At 67.5% G+C, this 14,876-nt stretch carries 9 protein-coding genes; 3 read left to right on the plus strand and 6 right to left on the minus strand.

Features of this window, described 5'->3' with window-relative positions; translation table 11 throughout:
- Positions 1 to 38 precede the first annotated feature (38 nt).
- The gene (locus ACYVLV_RS04420) at positions 39 to 926 is read left to right on the plus strand and encodes a PorA family protein (RefSeq protein ID WP_460807987.1); all 888 of its coding nucleotides are present in this window, start codon (positions 39 to 41) and stop codon (positions 924 to 926) included.
- On the opposite strand, the gene ACYVLV_RS04425 is transcribed toward ACYVLV_RS04420, so the two are convergent.
- Positions 916 to 1,755 carry a class I SAM-dependent methyltransferase gene (locus tag ACYVLV_RS04425; RefSeq protein ID WP_460807988.1) on the minus strand — a complete coding sequence of 280 codons (840 nt, stop codon included), beginning with the start codon at positions 1,753 to 1,755 and terminating at the stop codon, positions 916 to 918. The two genes, ACYVLV_RS04420 and ACYVLV_RS04425, sit on opposite strands and share 11 nt — an antisense overlap.
- Positions 1,756 to 1,869: 114 nt before the next feature.
- Positions 1,870 to 3,879, minus strand: coding sequence for a hypothetical protein (locus ACYVLV_RS04430; protein WP_460807990.1), 2,010 nt, complete (start codon positions 3,877 to 3,879; stop codon positions 1,870 to 1,872).
- Positions 3,880 to 4,096: 217 nt separating this feature from the next.
- Between ACYVLV_RS04430 and ACYVLV_RS04435 the strand changes: the two genes are divergently transcribed.
- Both ACYVLV_RS04435 and rpsA read left to right on the plus strand, forming a co-directional pair.
- Positions 4,097 to 5,734 carry an alpha-amylase family protein gene (locus tag ACYVLV_RS04435; protein ID WP_460807991.1) on the plus strand — a complete coding sequence of 546 codons (1,638 nt, stop codon included), beginning with the start codon at positions 4,097 to 4,099 and terminating at the stop codon, positions 5,732 to 5,734.
- Between the two features lie 219 nt (positions 5,735 to 5,953).
- The gene (rpsA, locus tag ACYVLV_RS04440; protein WP_460807992.1) at positions 5,954 to 7,474 is read left to right on the plus strand and encodes a 30S ribosomal protein S1; all 1,521 of its coding nucleotides are present in this window, start codon (positions 5,954 to 5,956) and stop codon (positions 7,472 to 7,474) included.
- Positions 7,475 to 7,551: 77 nt separating this feature from the next.
- On the opposite strand, the gene ACYVLV_RS04445 is transcribed toward rpsA, so the two are convergent.
- From ACYVLV_RS04445 to cydB, 4 genes are all read right to left on the minus strand, one after another.
- Positions 7,552 to 8,775, minus strand: coding sequence for an MFS transporter (locus ACYVLV_RS04445; RefSeq protein ID WP_460807993.1), 1,224 nt, complete (start codon positions 8,773 to 8,775; stop codon positions 7,552 to 7,554).
- Between the two features lie 7 nt (positions 8,776 to 8,782).
- On the minus strand, positions 8,783 to 10,294 hold the full coding sequence (locus tag ACYVLV_RS04450; RefSeq protein ID WP_460807995.1) for an SLC13 family permease: 1,512 nt from the start codon (positions 10,292 to 10,294) through the stop codon (positions 8,783 to 8,785).
- 193 nt (positions 10,295 to 10,487) lie between these two features.
- Complete coding sequence (cydD, locus tag ACYVLV_RS04455) at positions 10,488 to 13,847, minus strand: thiol reductant ABC exporter subunit CydD (RefSeq protein ID WP_460807996.1); 3,360 nt, start codon at positions 13,845 to 13,847, stop codon at positions 10,488 to 10,490.
- Positions 13,844 to 14,866 (minus strand): cytochrome d ubiquinol oxidase subunit II, encoded by a 1,023-nt coding sequence (cydB, locus tag ACYVLV_RS04460; protein ID WP_460807997.1) that lies wholly within the window; start codon positions 14,864 to 14,866, stop codon positions 13,844 to 13,846. Before cydB ends, cydD begins: the two co-directional genes overlap by 4 nt.
- Positions 14,867 to 14,876 lie beyond the last annotated feature (10 nt).

Here is a 14,876-nt window from a genome sequence, read left to right on the forward strand (position 1 = left end):
GGGAGGGAACTAACTTGCGCAAAAATTTGGGATTCGTCGTGCTCGGACTCAGTGGCTTCCTGCTGCTGGTCGGGCTCATGTCGGTCGTGTGGGCGCCTAGCAAGGCGGAGCGGACTCCGCTCGACACCGACAGCACCAACTACTTGGTCGGCGAGGGTGGGAAGCTCGACACCAGCACCGGCAGCATCGAGATTCAGCCGGTCCAGCTCGCCAGCTTCACCAAGGCCGATGCCAAAGCTTCCGACGATGACGTCATCGTTTGGGTGACCAGCTCCTGTCTGGTCATCCAGGTCGACGACCCGGCCGACTGCGTCGATGGGGAGGACCCTCGACTGATCACCGCCACCGAGTCGGTCTTCGCCACCGACCGCTTCGACGGTCTCGCTGTGAACGGCGAGAAGTACCTGCCCGAGGGCACCCCGACCTACGAAGGCCTCGTCAACAAGTGGCCCTTCGGCTCGGAGAAGAAGACCTACCCGTACTGGGACGGCACGATCGGCGAGGTCGTGGACGCGGTCTACGACCGCACCGAGAAGCTGGGGAGCCTCGAGACCTACGTCTACAAGGTCAACGTCGTGGACGCGCCGATCGAGATCGCCGCTGGCGTTCCCGGGACGTACAACAACGACCTCGAGATCTTCGTCGAGCCCGAGACGGGCGCGATCGTCGACCAGTACGTCACCCAGACCCGTTTCCTGGAGGACGGCACGCAAGCGCTGGACCTTCAGTTGCAGTTCTCCGAGGAGTCCCTCAACGACGGCATCAAGACGATCGAGGACAACCTCTCGACGTTGAACCTGCTGACGAAGAGCGCCCCGTTGATCGGATTCATCGGCGGGTTCCTGCTGCTGGCGCTCGGCCTGTTCCTGGTCATGGCCGGCGGCTCGACGGGATCCCGCTCGGCTGGCGCTTCGCCTAAGAACTAGCAGGCCGCAGGTCTGCACCGAAGATTGCGGTGCCGGGGGTCAGCCGTCCACGGACGGCTGACCATCCGCCCCACAACCGCTCGTGGTTCTCGGGCCACTCCGGTTCACGGAGATCGGTGACGATGAAACCCCGGGTCGCGAGCAGCGACACCCAGTCGCCGAGGGTGCGGTGGTGCTCGACGTACCCCACCTGTCCGGTGGCTTCGTCGATCTCGACGTACGGGGTCCGGTCCCAGTAGGACTGGGAGGCGATCAGCCCGGCCTCGGTCGGGTCATCAGGGAACATCCAGCGGGTCGGGTGGGTGATCGAGAAGGCCAGGCGCCCGCCGGGACGAAGCACCCGCACGATCTCGTCGAGTGCTTGGCCGATCTCGCTGACGAACTGCAGCGCCCCGAAGGCGGAGAAGACGACGTCGAAACTGTTCGGTGCGAACGGCAGATCAGTGGCCGTCCCCAGCACGGAGGGCACGACGACGCCGGTGGCGTCGTCGAGGCGTCTCGAGTGTTGGAGCTGCCGGTGCGACAGGTCCAGGCCGATGCCACGACCTCCCTGCGAGCAGACCCATCGTGAGCACTGACCCGCTCCGGACCCGACCTCGAGGACGTCGCGGTCGTGAAGCGGACCCAACACCCGAGCGGAATCCTCGGTGAGGCCTTCCGGCCCCCACACGAAGCCGGCGTCCCCGAGGAAGGCTCCGTGGGTGGCTTGGTACTCATCGGCGTAGCGGTCCCAGTCGGGACCGTTGGCGCGACGGGACTCGGCCTCGTCGACGGGTCGACGTACGACGGCGAAGGGCAACACCTCGGGGAATGACGCGACGGGTTCCACGCCTTCAGCGTAGTGGCCCCACCAGTGGGATGAACGGCCAGCAGCGGGTACGGAACCGATCTGGTTCCGTACCCGCCGTTCCGCCCCGCCCTGGTGCGGTATGAGTCCCGAGGGTCAGCCCCGCGAGCCCCCTCGAGAGGAGCCACGCGGGTTGTTCGGGGTGCTGTTGGGGTCCGTCGGGTCGCTACCTGCCTCGACTTCGACACCGTCGCGGACACCGCCGTTGTCGGTGTCCTTGTCGCACGGGTTGGACTTGTAGCGCTTGATCTCGACCTTGTCGCTGAGACCGTCCTTGTCGCTGTCCTTCCGACGCGGGTTCGTGGGGCAGCGGTCGTAGCGCCAGTTCGCCGAACCGGTGACCTCCTGACGGTCGTTGAGTCCGTCGCGATCGGTGTCCTTCCGTCGCGGGTTCGTCTTGGTCTTGCGAACCTCGCGGCCGTCATTGAGGCGGTCGCCGTCGGTGTCGGCCTTGATCGGGCTGGTCTTCCACTTCACGACCTCGACCCCATCGAGCAGCTTGTCGCCGTCGGTGTCGGGGTTGTTCGGGTCAGCACCGATCCGGATGTCGTGCCCGTCAGGTGCGCCGTCGTTGTCGCTGTCGGCGTCGAGAGGGTCGGTCGGAGCGTTGCCGTAGGGGTTCTTCGAACCGGTGACCTCCTCGAGGTTGGTCAGGAAGTCACGGTCGGAGTCCTCATCGGCGTCGCTGATGCCGTCGCCGTCGGAGTCGGGGTTGTTGGGGTCGGTGTTGGTGAGGTTTGTTTCTTGGTCGTTGGTCAGGCCGTCGCCGTCGTTGTCGTCACCACCGTTGGGTGGGGTGACGGGGTTGTCGTCGGCGGGGTTGTTGGGGTCGGTGCCGTTGCTGACCTCGTCGCCGTCGTTGACTCCGCCGTCGTCGGTGTCGGGGTCGAGGGGGTCGGTGGGTTCGTTGTTGTTCTCTGAACCGGTGACTTCTTCGAGGTTGGTGAGGCCGTCGTTGTCGGGGTCTTCGTTGGCGTCGTTGGTGCCGTCGCCGTCGGAGTCGGGGTTGTTGGGGTCGGTGTTGGTGAGGTTTGTTTCTTGGTCGTTGGTCAGGCCGTCGCCGTCGTTGTCGTCACCACCGTTGGGTGCTGCGGGGCAGATGACGCCGCCGACCGGTGCCTTGGCCGAGACCCTCATGGGTAACAGGTCGAGGTCGGCCACCGTGAGACCGAGGAGCGCGACCTTGACCTCGAGGACCGAAGCGGACGCAGAGGCCGTCGTACCGTCAGCCGACTCGATCACGTCGTCGGCCTGGCCTAGACGGAGGGTGAGGCCGAGTAGGGGGTTGCTCGGAGCGACGATGTTGAGCGGGCTTCCGTCGACGGGAAGCTCGAATCGATTGCCAGCGACGGTGACGGAGACCAGTGGTGCGTCCCAGCTCACCGTCGCGCCGCCGGGGGTTCCCGTGGCGGTTGCGGTCAGGGTGGGGGTCTCGGCGACGCCGATCTGGATCTGTCCGCCGAGTAGTTCGATGTCTGCGACGGTTCCGGCGGTGGTGGCCTGGACCGAGCGGGTGCCGGGTGACACCTCGGGGAGAAGCGTCTGCTGGCTCATGGACACCGTGCCGGGGAGAGCCACGAGGCTGCCGGCCGAGGGGACGTCCAGCAGAGTGACGTCCGCGGTGCTCGACTGCGACGCGGACATCGCGGACGAGGCCGGGAGGCACGTGGCGTCGGCGGAGCGCGCGTGAGCGGTCGCGGTGGAGATGCCCAGGCTCAGCAGTCCGGGAACTGTTCCGGGGATCGCCGTGTCGGACGAGGCGGCGGGGTTGTCGGCCGGCGCCGTCTGGCGGGCGGTTGCGAGGAGCGAGCCCAGATCCGCGCCCAGCAGGCTGGCTTCGAGGTTGGTCGCTTCGGCGGTCGAGGTGAGTGTGCCGTTCGCGTCGGTGGTTCCGGTGGCCCGGGAAACGGCCACATCGGCCACGCCCAGGACGCCCGGGATGCTCACGGCGTTGAGATGGAGGAGCTCGGCGGATGTGGCGGTCTGGTAGTCGCCGGTGGCCGGCGCCGCGGCCAGGGCTGATGCACCGGAGATGGGGGAGACAGCGATGAGGGCGAGCGCGGTCGTCAGAGCGACCGCAGCCCCTAGGGGCTTGCGAGATGACATGGGGGGATCCTTCAGGGGGGCGGGGTGAGGTACACCGACTGCTGATCCGATCGGGGGATCGGTTGAGCGGGGATGGTGACGAGGGGTCTGTACCCGACCTGAGGGACTTCATGCTCGGTGCATCGATAATTTGTCGGACGGGTCCGTCGGCGCCGAGCGCAGCCCCAGGATCGGCCCTGGGTCACGTGTTTCATGCGCATGAGCCACACTCGTCTGCGTGGACCCCAGGACGCCCCGCAACATCTACCGCATCCAGTTGGCAGCCGACGCCTCGCCGGAGGCACGCGCGACCCGGTTTCAGCGCCTCGTCGAGTTCGGAGTCGACTGGCTACACCTGCCTGCCTACTCGGCCGTACACCCCGGCGGTGGCCGGTACGCCGGGCTTGAAGCGCTGTCCGAGAGTGCCCGCGCCGCAGGACTGGGCCTTCTCGTGGACATCGAGCCGGCCCACGTGGACGTGTCGCGCGCCGAACCCGGCGACTGGTGGTGGGACGTACTGACCCACGGGCGGGCATCCGCGCACGCAGCAGTCTTCGATATCGACTGGGAGACAGGGGAGGGGCAGGTACTGCTTCCGTGGCTCGAGGAGGGCGACGCCGTGCCGTCGGTCGAACGCGACGGGGTCCGCTATCTCGACCGCGACCTTCCGTTGGCTCCGGGGACCTCGCGTCTGAAGGATCAGCACTACCGACTGGTGCCTGCCCACTCCAGCGACCATCCCGTCAACTACCGACGGTCCCACGCGGACTCCTCCCTGGCTGCGGTGCGAGTCGAGGACCGGGAGATCTTCGACCTCACCCACCGAGAGGTCGAACGGTGGTTCGAACAGGACCTGGTCGACGGGCTGTGCGTGCGGCACGTCGACGCATTGGCGGACCCGACGAACTACCTGTATCAACTGGCCGAGGTGACTCGGGGAGCCTTCGTGCTCGTAGAGAAGTCGCTCGTGCCAGGCGAGGCGTTGCCGCCTTCCTGGGCTGCAGCCGGCACTATCAGCGCAGCGCCCCTGATCATGCCTGACCTGCAACTCAAGCGGGACCAGGTCGCGACCCGTCTGGATCCGGAAATCCGTTGGATCGTCAGGGAGCTGCCCTCTGCGCCACCGGTCGCCGCACCCTCGACGGACAAGCAGGGCAGGGGGCTTGTCTCCCGGATGCGACAGCGATTCGCAGGCCCTTCGGTCACCCCTCTGGGTCACCCGGCCGAGGTCGTCGAGGACGCCGTGACCGAACTCGTGGCCTGCTTCCCGGTGGCCCGGTCCTACCTGCCCATCGGGCGAAACAACTTCGTCTCCGCGTTCTCGCTGGCTGCCCAACGGCGACCGGATCTCGCCGTCACCCTCGACGCGTTGGAGGAGGCGTTGCGCGACCCTGAGCAGCCCAGCGCCCGACGCTTCGAACTGGCCACGGGTGCAGCTGTCGACGGTTGGAGAACGCCACTCGCCGCAGCAACCGGCCCCGTCGATGACCTGCTGTCGCTGACTCGGGCAGATCTCCCCTCCGCGGAGGATCTCGAACCGGGAGCAGAGGAGTTGCGGAACGACGTACGTGCAGCAGGTCTTCGCCTGCGCCGGGACCGACCCGACCTGTTCACGTCGTACACCCTGGTCGAGGTTCGAGGGGAGGCGTCGGCATCCCTGCTGGCCTTCGACCGGGGCGGTGCCATCGCTGTCGTCACCCGAGACGCCGCAGGACTTGCTGCTCACGACGGCTGGGGATCCACCGAGATGGCCCTGCCTGCGGGTGACTGGTGGGACCACGTGACAGGTCGTGACCTGGGGTCGGACGGCTGGGTGTTCGTCGACGAACTTCTCGACCTTGCACCCGTGGCTCTGCTCACGCGGGACGAGCGCTGAGCAAGCCCTGCGTCGGTTGGACTCAGGCAACACACGCGACTAGAGTTCGAGACTGCGCCTGAGGTCTGCCCGCATCCCATACGGAGCGGATTCCGGCTCGCTGCCCACGCAGGTTTCGCCGCTCGTCGATTCATCCGGATCGACGAAGCGTCGTCAGGGCGGTGAAATCGATCTCGAGCGCGACTACCGACATCTGCCCACCAAGGAATCATTTCCCCTATGACGAGCACCCTCAACCTTCCGCTTCCCGATTACTACGATGACAACGCCCCTCAGGTGGCGATCAACGACATCGGTTCTGAAGCGGACTTCCTGGCCGCGATCGACGCGACCATCAAATACTTCAACGACGGCGACATCGTCGAGGGCATCATCGTCAAGGTGGACCGCGACGAGGTCCTCCTCGACATCGGCTACAAGACCGAGGGTGTGATCCCCTCTCGTGAGTTGTCCATCAAGCACGATGTGGACCCCTCCGAGGTCGTCGCCGTCGGCGACGCGGTCGAGGCCCTGGTTCTCCAGAAGGAGGACAAGGAAGGCCGCCTGATCCTGTCCAAGAAGCGCGCACAGTACGAACGCGCCTGGGGCACCATCGAGCAGGTCAAGGAAGAAGACGGTGTCGTCGAGGGCACGGTCATCGAGGTCGTCAAGGGCGGCCTCATCATCGACATCGGCCTGCGCGGCTTCCTGCCCGCCTCGCTGGTCGAGATGCGTCGCGTCCGCGACCTGCAGCCGTACGTCGGCCAGGTGCTCGAGGCGAAGATCATCGAGCTCGACAAGAACCGCAACAACGTCGTCCTCTCGCGTCGTGCGTGGCTCGAGCAGACCCAGTCCGAGGTGCGTCACGGGTTCCTCACCCAGCTGCAGAAGGGTCAGATCCGCAAGGGTGTCGTCTCCTCGATCGTCAACTTCGGTGCGTTCGTTGACCTCGGCGGCGTCGACGGTCTGGTGCACGTCTCGGAACTGTCCTGGAAGCACATCGACCACCCCAACGAGGTCGTCACGGTGGGCGACGAGGTCACCGTCGAGGTGCTCGACGTCGACATGGACCGCGAGCGCGTCTCGCTGTCGCTCAAGGCCACCCAGGAAGACCCGTGGCAGCACTTCGCCCGGACCCACCAGATCGGGCAGATCGTGCCCGGCAAGGTCACCAAGTTGGTGCCCTTCGGTTCGTTCGTCCGCGTCGAAGAGGGCATCGAGGGCCTGGTGCACATCTCCGAGCTGGCCGAGCGCCACGTGGAGATCCCCGAGCAGGTCGTCCAGGTCGGCGACGACACGATGGTCAAGATCATCGACATCGACCTCGAGCGTCGTCGTATCTCGCTGTCGCTGAAGCAGGCCAACGAGCAGACCGCTGCGGCTGACGTCGAAGAGTTCGACCCCACGCTCTACGGCATGGCGGCGACCTACGACGAGTCCGGCAACTACGTCTACCCCGACGGCTTCGACCCCGAGACGGGCGAATGGCTCGAAGGCTTCGACGAGCAGCGCGCCGTGTGGGAAGAGCAGTACGCCAAGGCTCACTCCCGCTGGGAGGCCCACGTCAAGCAGCAGGCCGAGGCCAAGCAGGCCGACGTCGAGGCCGGCGAGGCCACGTCGTACTCCTCCGGTGGCGACACCGAGGCCACCGGCGACGAAGCCGACGACCTCGGCGGCAGCCACAACGACGACGGCGGATCGCTCGCCTCGGACGAGGCCCTGCAGGCCCTGCGCGAGAAGCTCACCGGCGGCGACGCCTGAGTTCCACCGCACTGAGCAGCACTCAACGGCCCGTCGCTTCAAGCGGCGGGCCGTTGGCCATTTCAGCTAGACGGAGATCAAGAACGGGGAGCCGACACCCGGCCACCGCCGTAGGAGATGGGTTCCTTCGGCGGGCGATTGCGAAGATCAGCCGAGAAGCCGTGGCGAGCGATGATGACCAGGGTGCCGGCGACCAGGAACAGCGAACCGGCCACCACCCAGGCGACCTGGAATCCAGCGCCACCGGCGAGCGCCCCGAAGCCCAGCGGTCCGAGGGCGCCGCCGACGAACGCACCGGTCTGGATGACACCGGAGGCCTGGGCGGGGGTGTCGCGACCCAGCCTGGCCGCGGCGTACAGCAACAGCCCGGGCCACGCCCAGCCGACAGAGAATGCGAAGAAGCCGAACAGCATCACCGAGGTCGTCGAGGCGAAGGCCAACCCGAACATGCACACCGCTCCGGTGAACATCTGTGCGGCCACCACGGGAAGATTCCTCCCGTGGCGTTGGTCGGCGCGGTATCCGGAGAAGATCCGCACCAGGATGGAGCCGGCCGCTCCTGCTGCCATGAGCAGGCCCGCCGCTGTCGCGGTGAGGCCCACCTCGTACCCCCACGAGGCGACGAAGGTGCCCAGTGAGTTGGCGGCCGCGCTGGCGAAGGTGATCGCGATCCCGCAGAGCAGCAGGGGCCATCGTGGTGGCCGGTCCAGGAGGTCCGTGCTCACCGCCGTGGTCTCGGCGACGTCAGCGCGGCCGAGCAGAGCGGTGACCAGGACAAGTAGTCCGACGCTGCCGGTGACCATGAAGGTACTGCGCCAGCCCAACGCGGCGCCGAGCGTGGGAACAGCGAAACCGCCGAGCATGATGGCCAGCGGTACCGCGGACTGTTTGACTCCGAACCCCAGCCCGCGGCGACCGGGTCGAAGGGCGCGCGCCATGGACAGGTTGGCGGTGGTCTGGCAGGCGGAGTTGCCGAGCCCGAGAAGTCCCATGACTGCGATCAGGCTCCACCAGCCGACCACCAGGAAACTCATGGCTCCGGCGCCGAGGAAGACCAGGGTCCCGGCCAGCACCAGTCCTCGACGCCTTCCCAGGCGGTCGAAGGTACGACCGAAGCCGAATGCTCCGACCGCGGCAGCGCCGAAGAAGGTGCTGATGACGACCCCGAACTGTCCCAGGCTCACCTGGAGGTCCTCGCGGACCCAGACCGCCTGAGCGCCGAGCAGGAACGGAGGTAGCGCCCCGAGAGTGGTGAGCCCGGAGGCGCTGATCATCAGGACCGCGGTCCGCGAGGTTCTCACCGGACCACTAGATCACCAGATCGAGTGCGAAGGGCCCGATGAGAACCGTGAACACGGTGATGAGCACCACCCCCACGACGTTGAGCACCGCACCACCACGAGCCATCTCACTGATCTTGACTGCTCCGCTGCCGAAGACGATGGCGTTCGGGGGTGTCCCGACGGGCAGCATGAACGCGCAGGTCGCAGCGAGGGCGGCGGGGATGAGCAACGTCATCGGATCCACGCCGATGCCGACGGCGACCCCTCCGAGGACGGGAATGAACGTCGCGGCGGTCGCGGTGTTGCTGGTGACCTCGGTGAGGAGTAGCACGATCGCCACCACAGCAGCGAGAAGCAGCACGATGGGCAACGCCTCCAATCCGCCGACCTGCTGACCCAACCACTCGTCGAGACCGGTGGACGCCACCGCCGCAGCGAGGCTGAGGCCACCGCCGAACAGCAGAAGCACACCCCACGGGAGACCCTCCTCGGCGTCGTCCCACTGCAGCGTCATCCGACCTTCCTTGTCGCCGGGGATCAGGAACATCGCGACCCCCGCCGTGATGGCGATGACGGTGTCGTCGAACCCTCCCAGCCAGCTGAACCGTTCGCCGAGGTCACCGATGCTGGACAGCACGCCCGGCACGATCCAGAAGAAGGCGGCGATCGAGAACACGGCGAGCACGACCTTCTCGCCCTGGCCCATCGGGCCCAACTCGTCGATCTGTTCGTCGATGAGTTGGCTGCCACCGGGGATGCTGTCGAGGTTGAACCGGTACAGGACCCGGGTGATGAGGAGCCAGGCGACCGCGATGAAGACCACCACGATAGGCAGGCCGAGCATCATCCACTGCGCGAACCCGACATCCTTGCCCAGTTCCGTGCTGATGTAGCCCGCCACGATCGCGTTGGGCGGGCTGCCGAGAAGGGTGCCGAGGCCGCCGATGGAGGCGGCCCAGGCCACCGAGAGGAGCAGCGCGACGCCGAAGACTCGAACCTCGGGGTCTTCGACCACGTCGCTGATCCGTTGACCGTCAGCGAGTCGATCACCCTGATTCTCCGCTGACGCCCCCGAGGTCACCTTGGTGTTCTCGATGACCAACGTCAGCACCGAGAGCGCGATGGGCAGCATCATCAGGGTGGTGGCCGTGTTCGAGACCCACATCGACAGGAAAGCCGTGGCGATCATCATGCCGAGGATGATCCGTCGCGGTGCGGTGCCCACCCGGCGAAGTGTCAGCAGCGCGATGCGACGGTGCAAGTCCCACTTCTGCATCGCGATGGCGATCAGGAAACCGCCGAGGAACAGGAAGACGATCGGGTTGGCGTACGGCGCCGTCGACTCATCGATGCTCACCCCCGTGAGCGGAGTGAGAAGCACGATGGGCAGGAGGGCCGTGGCCGAGAGTGGGATCGCTTCCGACATCCACCACACCGCCATGAGCGTCGCGACCGCGGCAACCACCCGACCGTCGGAGGAGAGATCGGCCCCCGCAAGGACGAAGTAGACGATGAGGGCGAGACCGACGCCCAACATGCGAAAACCCCAGATCGATCGCGCCGGCCTGGGCCGCTCGCGATCGGAGGGTTCGTAGTCGTACTGACCTTGCTCGCGGACTATTCCAGCCATGAGTTGCCTCCCTGAGATGTGACCGGCGTCATGGTAGGCAGGCTTACGACCTAGAGGCGAGGATTGTGCGCCGAGCGGTTGTCTGGTGCGGTGAGCGGTTTCAAGCGCGAGCGTCGAGAGCGAACAGCGGGGCGTCCAGATCGTCCAGATCGACGATCCGATCGACGAGGTCCAGGCCCACGGCTTCGTGGGTGATCCACAGGATCGAAGGGCCGCGTGGACCGGTGAGGATCTCGCGGGCCAGGTCGGCGGCCGTGGCGTGATCCAGATGGGCCGAGGGTTCGTCGAGCACGAGGATGGGCTGACCGGAGAGGAAGGCGCGGGCCAAGCCCAATCTCGCGCGTTCACCACCGGACAGGTCGGCGTGCCCGTCACCGAGCCACGTGTCGAGTCCGTCTGGTAGCGCGTCGAGCCACGGGCCGAGTCGGGCACGGCGTAGTGCCGATGAGACCTCGCCCCGGGAGGAACCGGGCTTGGCCAGTCGAGTGTTCTCGAACAGGGTCGAGGCGAACACGTGGGGGTCGTCGTCGACGAGCGCGAAGCGGCTGCGTACCTCCTCGAGCGTCATCGTTCGGGTCGAAGTCGTACCGAGGCGGACCTCGCCCTCGGTCGGGTCGAGGAATCTCAGGAGGAGGGCGGCCACGGTGCTCTTGCCGGATCCCGAGGAACCCGTGAGAGCGACGCGCTCACCGGGGGACAGAGTGAGCGAAACGTGCGAGCATCCTCGTCCCGTGTCGGGCCAGCGCGCCGAGGCGTCGAGCAGGTGGACCTCGGGTGAGGAGACGACTGTGTCGGGGGAGCCTTCGTCCTGAACCGCCGGCTGCAGGCTTTCGAGGTCGTGCAGTCGGGTCTCGGCTGCTCGAGTGCGAGCCGAGATCGCGCCGGCGTCGGCGACCCCAGACGCGGTCTCGCCGAGAGCCAGAGGTAGCAGCACGAGTAGCGCCATGATGGGTCCGCTCAGGGTGCCTGCGTCGAGCAATGGAGCCAACAAGACGGCTGTCACCGCCACGGCGCCACCGGTGATGGTGGACACCCAGGCCCGGGCTCCGCCCCACCAGCGGGCCGAGCGATGGGCGGCTGCGCCCAAGCGGTCGCTGATCTCGCCGATGGAATCGGTGACGGAATCGACGCGCTGCCACATGAGGAGTTCGGGAGCGACCTGTAGTGCCCCGACCACCGCACGGGACAACTCCCCACGGGTGTGTACGGCGCTGCGTTCGGCCCGGGAGGCGCCGTGGCGAGCCAACACGAACCCGCCACCGCCGCCGAGGAGAGCCACCAGCCCGATGCCCAGTGCGGCGCGGGGTTCGAGCAACATGGCGACTGCGATCACCAGTGCGCTGACCAGGGCGAAGCTGCGCACGGGGAGCTTGACCCGCAACTGCGCGTCGACCACGCAGTCGACGTCGTCGACGACCGCGGTGAGGATGTCGCCACGGCGTCGCCCCAGGCGTGCCGGGGTGAGCGGGACCAGGGCGTCGTACACCTGCACCCGACGCCGAGCCAGCAGACGCAGAGCGACGTCGTGGGAACGCAGGCGTTCGGCGTACCGCAGCACCGGGCGGGCGAGACCGAAGGTACGGACTCCGACCACCGCGACGAGCAGGGTCAGGAAGGCCGGACGAGTCGAGGCCTGGACGATGAGCCAACCGGCGGTCGCGGTGAGCGCGATCCCCGAGGCCGTGGCCAGAGCGCCCAGCAGGGTGCTCGCCAGGAATCCGCCTCGGACCGGGCCGGGGGCCTGATCGTCGGGGGTGGGGGCGTACGACTGTTCGCCCTCGCCCTCGCCCTCGCCCTCGCCCTCGCGCTCGTTCTCGACCGGAACGGGATCGGATGGGGACGCGACGACGACGGGACGGTCGAGCTCGATGTGGTCGTCGGCGAGCGCGATCAGAGCGGGACGGTGGGCGACCACGACCACCGCACCGCGCACACCCAACTCGCCGATGGTGTCGGCGATGACTTGTTCGGTCAGGGCGTCGAGGTGTGCGGTGGGTTCGTCGAGCAGGGTCCAGGGGCGATCGGCGAGGACCACGCGGGCCAGGGCCAATCTTGCCCGCTCGCCGGCGGAGAGGCTGCGACCGTCCTCCTCCAGGGGTTGCTCGAGCCCCCTCGACATCAGTCGCACCCGTTCCTCGAGCGCGACCCGACGCAGGGCCTCCCACAGCTGAGCATCAGTGGCGTCGCGCCGGGCGAGGCGAAGGTTGTCGCCGATCGAGCCCTCGACGAAGAGCGGCCGCTGCGGCATCCACGCGACCTGCGCCTGCCAGGCCGAGCCCCCGACGGGCTCACCCGCACACGTGATCGAGCCGGCGCCTCCCTCGGCGAGGGTGGGTAGTCCCGCGATGACCGCCAGCAGTGTGGATTTCCCGCACCCACTGGGTCCGGTGATGGCGGTGACCCCACGGGCGTGAAGGGTCAGGTGGGGGATGTCCAGGGCCGGCGCACGGCGGCCCGGGTAGACGACCTGTAGCCCGTCGATTTCCAGATCCGCGCCGGGACGAGCGGCGCCGACCGGAGTCTCGTTGTCCTGCGAATCCAACAGTTCGGCGACGGCCTCGAAGGTGGCCACCCCTTCCGCGGCGGCGTGGAACTCCGCCCCGACCCGGCGCAGGGGCCAGTAGGCCTCTGGAGCCAGGAGCAGGACGAACAACGCGGTGCCCAGAGCCATGTTGCCTCCGGCGAGACGCACACCGACGGTGACAGCGACCAGGGCGACCGACAGTGTCGCGACCAGTTCGAGGACGGCGGAGGAGGCGAAGGCCAGGCGGAGGGTCTGCACCGACGCCCGTCGGTAGCCCTCGGTGACCTCGCCGATGCGGCGGGACTGCACGTGGGCCCGCCGGTAGGCGACCAGGGTCGGCAACCCCCGCATCACGTCGACGAAGTGACCGGAGAGGGAGGCCATCGATCGCCACTGACGCTCCGCACGGTCGCGGGTTGCGAGTCCGACCAGAGCGCCGAACAACGGCACCAGCGGAAGGGTGGCGGCGATGATGCCTGCGCTCAGCAGGTCCTGGGTGGCGATCGTGATCAGGGTGAGGGCAGGGAGGACCATGGCCAGGATGAGGGCCGGCAGGTAGCGGGTCAGGTACGGCTCGGCGGCGGCAACACCGCGGGTGGCCAGCACCGAGCGCGCGCCACTCGAGGACGCAGCCGGACGGCGAATCAGGACGGCGACGATCTGCCGGCGCAGGCTCGACGCGATCAGTGATGCGGCCCGAGAGGCCAACACATCGCCGGCCCAGGTGACGGCGGCCCGAGAGGTCATCACGATCACGACCGCGGTCGCCCAGAAGACCACTCCCTGGCCGTCCAGGACGGCCAGGATGAGCCCGGTGATGGTCCAGGCCTGGGCGATCACCAGGACGCTGGCCACCACCCCGGAGGTGACCACACCGATCAACGAACCCCGGGCTGGCGCCAGTTGGCGCCGTAGTCGGGGGTCGGAGGGCCTCATGGGTGAACCGGTTCCTCTTCCCGGGGAACCGGGATGTGGTGGGTCGAGATGCGCTTGCGGAAGACCCAGTAGCTCCAGGCCTGGTAGCCCACGACGATCGGGGTGAAGATGAGCGCGACGACGGTCATGATCTTCAGGGTGTACGCCGTGGCGGCCGCGTTGGTCACCGTCAGGCTCGTCCCGCTGGCCAACGAGGTCGGCATCACGTCGGGGAACAGGGCGAGGAACAGCCCGGCCACTCCCAGCCCGATGGCGAAGAAGGTGCCGAGGAACCCCCAGCCCTCACGGGCCTGCGTGGTGGCGAGGAGGCCGGCGACCAGGGCCAGAGCGGCCAAGACGAACGCGACGCCTGAGGAGGCGCTGCCGGTGTCGATCTGGGTCCAGATCAGGAAGGTAACCGTCACCAGAGCAGCGGCGATCCCGAGGCGCAGGGCCAGTGCTCGTGCGCGGTGCCGGATCGGGCCATCGGTCTTCAGAGCGATGAACATCGCACCGTGGGTGGTGAAGAGCAGCACCATCATCACCCCGCCGAGGAGGGCGTAGGGGTTCAGGAGGTTGAAGAAGCCGCCGACGTACTCCAGGTCGGAGTCGATGGGGACTCCTCGCACGATGTTCGCGAAGGCGATTCCCCACAGGACGGTGGGGACGAAGGAGCCGACGATGATGGCCATGTCCCATCGTGCTCGCCAGGTGTCGTCGTCGCGTTTGCCCCGGTAGTCAAAGGCGAGTCCGCGCACGATCAGGGTGAGCAGGATCAGCAGCAGGGGCAGGTAGAACCCGCTGAACAAGGTGGCGTACCACTCCGGGAACGCGGCGAAGGTCGCTCCACCGGCAACCAGGAGCCAGACCTCGTTGCCGTCCCAGACCGGTCCGATGGTGTTGATCATGACGCGGCGTTCGGTGTTGTTGCGAGCCAGGACGGGGAGCAGCATCCCGACCCCGAAGTCGAAGCCCTCGAGAACGAAGTAGCCGATCCAGAGGATGGCGATCAGGGCGAACCACACAGTGGTGAGTTCCATAGGTCTCTTC

It is taken from the genome of Nocardioides salsibiostraticola, from assembly GCF_054783655.1.

Excerpts from the sequence above, each read along its gene's own strand:
- ACYVLV_RS04430 (WP_460807990.1), bottom strand. The coding sequence starts at position 3,879 with ATGTCATCTCGCAAGCCCCTAGGGGCTGCGGTCGCTCTGACGACCGCG.
- rpsA (WP_460807992.1), top strand. The coding sequence starts at position 5,954 with ATGACGAGCACCCTCAACCTTCCGCTTCCCGATTACTACGATGACAAC.
- ACYVLV_RS04450 (WP_460807995.1), bottom strand. The coding sequence starts at position 10,294 with ATGTTGGGCGTCGGTCTCGCCCTCATCGTCTACTTCGTCCTTGCGGGG.
- cydD (WP_460807996.1), bottom strand. The coding sequence starts at position 13,847 with ATGAGGCCCTCCGACCCCCGACTACGGCGCCAACTGGCGCCAGCCCGG.
- cydB (WP_460807997.1), bottom strand. The coding sequence starts at position 14,866 with ATGGAACTCACCACTGTGTGGTTCGCCCTGATCGCCATCCTCTGGATC.